Consider the following 3,965-nt stretch of genomic DNA (forward strand, 5'->3'; position numbering starts at 1 on the left):
GCGGCAGGTGAAGCTTAGGGGCCTGACCCCGGTAGAGTATCGGGATCAGGCCCTGAGGGAGGCCGTGTAGCGGCTATTATTAGATGCGTCCAAGTTTCGGGGCGCAGTTCAATGGAGGCGCCCGCCGGGGCTTCACTATGTCCTCCAGTCTGCCGTGCTCTCAGGTTCTTGGAGCTGACCTGTAGCCTGGCTTTGCGCGTATGATGGGTGTATGAGTACTAGCCACCCCAATCTACGTCGCGGGTACACGCTACCCCATGAAGCGGAGGTTCTTCAGATTCTCCGTGACGCTGGTGTGTGCCGTGCCCGACTCTTCGGCAGCGCCGCCCGCGGTGAGCTGACCGAAACCAGCGACCTGGATTTTCTGGTGCAGATGCCGGGCGTTGCCCCCTTTGACGAGTTCATGCAGATGGTGGATGCTCAGCACCGCATTGAACAGCTGACCGGCCGTAGCGTGGATATGGTCACCCGGCTGCGCCCCCGCATCTATGCGGAAGCAGAACCGGACATGGTGGAGCTGCCGCTATAAGAAGTTGCCTGAGCTGATGAGCGACTTTGAACGAATCATCGATGAGATACAAGAAACCACTTAACTCAAGAGCCCCGGAGGGTGCCCCGATAAGGGAGGCGCCCGCCGGGGCTTCACTGTGTTCTCTAGTCTGCTGTGCCCTTATATATAGGGAACGCTAGTGGGCGATACCCGCCTCATACGCCATAATGACCGCCTGAACACGATCACGCGCACCCAACTTCGCCAACACATGCGACACATGCGTCTTCACCGTCGCCTCCGACAACACCAACTCCCGCGTAATCTCCGCATTCGACAAGCCACGCGCAATCAGACCCAGCACCTCAAACTCACGCGGCGACAACTGCTCAATCAACTCACGATGCGGATAGTCTGCAACAGGCTCAGCCGGAATAAACGTCGCCTTAGGAAGCTCAGAACCCGCAGCCGGGGGAGTATTAGGAACAGACTCGGCAACAGTGTCGGTGGCAGGAGCGGCAGGAGCGGGGGAGCCCAGCACCGGAATCATCTGCTCCAACAGGCGGCGAGTCGCAGACGGCGCAATCACCGCATCCCCACGATGCACCGTACGAATCGCCTCCAGCAGCTGCTCCGGCGGAGTGTCCTTCAACAAGAAACCGCTCGCACCCGCACGCACCGCCGAATACACGTACTCATCAATATCGAAGGTCGTGAGCATAATAATGCGCACCCGCTCATCCTCGGAAACTTCACGCTCTCCGTCACGCTCCAGAATACGGCGCGCCGCCTCCAATCCGTCGCAGTGCGGCATGCGCACATCCATGAGGATGACCTGCGGCGCCTGCCCCTCAGAGACCATACGGTCAAAAACGTCAATAGCCGCCAGTCCGTCATCAGCTTCCATGACGACCTGCAGGTCCGGCTGGGAGTTGACGAGCATGCTCAGGCCGCCGCGCACCAGGCGCTGGTCGTCAACAAGCATCACGCGGATTGGCTGGGTGTTCTGTGTTGCAGAAGAGTACATGGTTTCAATCCTAGGTCACAGAGGTGGGGTACGGGGTGAACGGGGTCAGAGGTATTAGAGGTCGCGGTAGGGGAGCGTCGCCTCAACAAGCCAGCCGCCGTCGGGCTGCAGACCGTAGCTGAGGGTGCCGTGGTAGAGGGCGATGCGCTCACTCATGCCGCGCAGACCGTTACCGCTACCGGGTACCGGGCTGGTGGCGCGCTGATTCGAGGCAGAGGTTAAAGCAACGGAAACCGGGTCGTTCTGAACCCGCAGCTGCAGACCGTCCTCACCCCAGTGAATGGTGACGGTGGTTGCCGCGCCGGGGGAGTGCTTGAGTGCGTTGGTGAGCGCCTCCTGCACGGTGCGGTACGCCGCCAGCTCGGCACCCTGCGGCAGGGTACGCGCCATGGTGCCGGTGATTCCGGTGAAGGTCACGGGTAGTCCGGCGCGGCGGCTCTGCTCCACGAGGGCAGGAATATCATTCAGCGTGGGCACGGGCGCGTAAGCGGTTGCCTCGTCCGTGCGCAGTAGCCCGAGTAGGGAACGCATCTGGGTGAGGGAGTCGCGTGCCGTGTCTGCGATGAGTTCGAGGGTCTGCTCGGCAATATCCGGCGTGCTCTGCTGCTGAGCCTGACCCGACTGCTGGTCCTGGCCCGACTGCTCAGCCAGTTGGGGTTGCTGTGCGCGTGCGGTGCGGGCGCTCGCGGCGGCGTAGCGTGCCCCGTCCGCCTGAGAAATAATGCTGGAGAGCGAGTGCGCCACAATATCGTGCATTTCGCGGGCGATGCGGGTGCGTTCGTCCTGTGCGGCAAGGCGGCGTTCCTGCTCCTGCTCGTATTCGAGGCGGCGGGCGCGTTCTTCGAACTCTTCGCTGCGCAGTTCGCGCATGCGGCGGGAGTCGCCGAGGAACCAGAAGACGGTGAAGATGGATCCGCAGAGCACGCCGAGCATCAGGGAGAAAAAGATGCGGGCGGGCAGTTCTCCCTGCCAGTAGTAGAGGAATGAGACTAAGGCCTGTACGGTGACGGCGAGTGCGCCGACCCAGCCGAGAATGAGGCCGCGGAAGCGGGCGCGGCGGGTCCAGTGCCTGCCGGTGTGGTAGGCAGCGAGGCTGACCGGCGGGTAGCAGGTGACTGCGAGTGAGTCGGGGAAGGGGGCCACGAGGGTGAGGCAGAGCGCCGCGATGACCACGTAGATGCTGCCGTAGGGGAAGCGGTAGCGGAAGTAGAGCGCGGTGGTGCTGCAGAGCGCGGAGATAACCGGGATCCAGTCGTAGCCGTTGACGAAGGCAAGGGAAAGCACGCAACAGAAGAACTGCAAGTGCGCGACGACGATAACGTTCATCAAGCTGCGTTTGTCTCTGAGGTAGCTCTGCACGCGGCTGGAGGCGGTGATAGCGTCCGCGGGCAGATCGCTGCTTTCTGAGCTGCCGCGGGTATGCGTTACGGCGTAGCCGGGTTCGGCTGTCTCTGTGCTGTGTTGTGGGTTCTGCTGGGGTTCGGTGCGCTTGAGGGGCATGTTTCCAGTGTATCGGGATGGCGGGGAGGGGCCTGAGGCCCCGTTTTCTGCTCTCACATGCAGGAACTTTCTGTGGGTTTGTGTGTGGGGGTGTGTGCTTACGTGTGTGTGACACGCCAAAAACAGCTATTTTAAGTGAGTTTTATCACTTTTTTCTATAATATTTATTCAAGTAGTGCTTGAGGGTTTGGGGTTGTATGGGGTTTAGATTCGGGTTTAAGAGACCTGTAACTCCCTTAAGTAACCGATTTTGGTTGAAAAACCTTCAACCAAGGCGGAGAGTTTAAAGAAAACCCCCTAATCGGGGTCACATTTGGAACCATTGCGGTACAGGTCCTTGGTGGGTATAGTTTTGGCTGTACCCGAAATCTGCGCAGATGGCCTAAGGCCTCGCGGAGCGAACACCAAGAGCTCTGAAACGCAAAAGTCCCCATGTAGGGGCCGGTTACAGCATTATGTCGTTATCACCTGAGGTTTGGCGTAAGCCGACTTCACTCACTCGATTCCTATCAGGTGACGTTCTTCGCCGCGCACGACGGCGGGTGATAACTTTTATTCCTCAAAATGACATCACTCTCGAAGGACATACATGTCTACTAACATTTCTCGCCGCAAGGTTGTCGCTGGCGCAGCATGGGCTGCTCCGGTTGTCGCAGCTTCCGCTGCAGTTCCCGCTTTCGCATCTTCCACCGTTTGTGAGTGGGAGTCCACCGCAGCTTACACCGCAGAGGGCACCTCTGCAGGTGCTAAGGGCACCACCTCCTTCATCGTTCCCGCACTGGTCGACAAGATCAAGTTCGAGGTCGTCGGTGGCGCTGGTGGTACCAACTACGACGATATCGCTGCAGGCTCCGGTGCAAAGATCACCGGTATTATCGAGGTCAAGGAAGGCCAGACCGTTCAGCTCATCGGCGCAGCTGGTGGTATCGGTAACGGCCCCCTGTCCCC

General features: G+C 60.0%; 3 protein-coding genes and 1 pseudogene. 2 read left to right on the top strand and 2 right to left on the bottom strand.

What is annotated here, in order from left to right; genetic code table 11:
* Positions 1-211 precede the first annotated feature (211 nt).
* On the top strand, positions 212-529 hold the full coding sequence (locus tag Q0216_RS02850) for a nucleotidyltransferase family protein (RefSeq protein ID WP_298592769.1): 318 nt from the start codon (positions 212-214) through the stop codon (positions 527-529).
* A gap of 157 nt (positions 530-686) precedes the next feature.
* On the opposite strand, the gene Q0216_RS02855 is transcribed toward Q0216_RS02850, so the two are convergent.
* On the bottom strand, positions 687-1,517 hold the full coding sequence (locus Q0216_RS02855) for a response regulator transcription factor (protein ID WP_298592771.1): 831 nt from the start codon (positions 1,515-1,517) through the stop codon (positions 687-689).
* Positions 1,518-1,571: 54 nt separating this feature from the next.
* Positions 1,572-3,017, bottom strand: coding sequence for a histidine kinase (locus tag Q0216_RS02860; protein ID WP_298592773.1), 1,446 nt, complete (start codon positions 3,015-3,017; stop codon positions 1,572-1,574).
* 589 nt (positions 3,018-3,606) lie between these two features.
* Here Q0216_RS02860 and Q0216_RS02865 point away from each other — a divergent pair.
* Positions 3,607-3,965 (top strand): annotated as a pseudogene (locus Q0216_RS02865) (transcriptional initiation protein Tat); the annotation flags it as partial.

Source organism: uncultured Rothia sp. (assembly GCF_937976295.1).
Lineage (GTDB): Bacteria > Actinomycetota > Actinomycetes > Actinomycetales > Micrococcaceae > Rothia.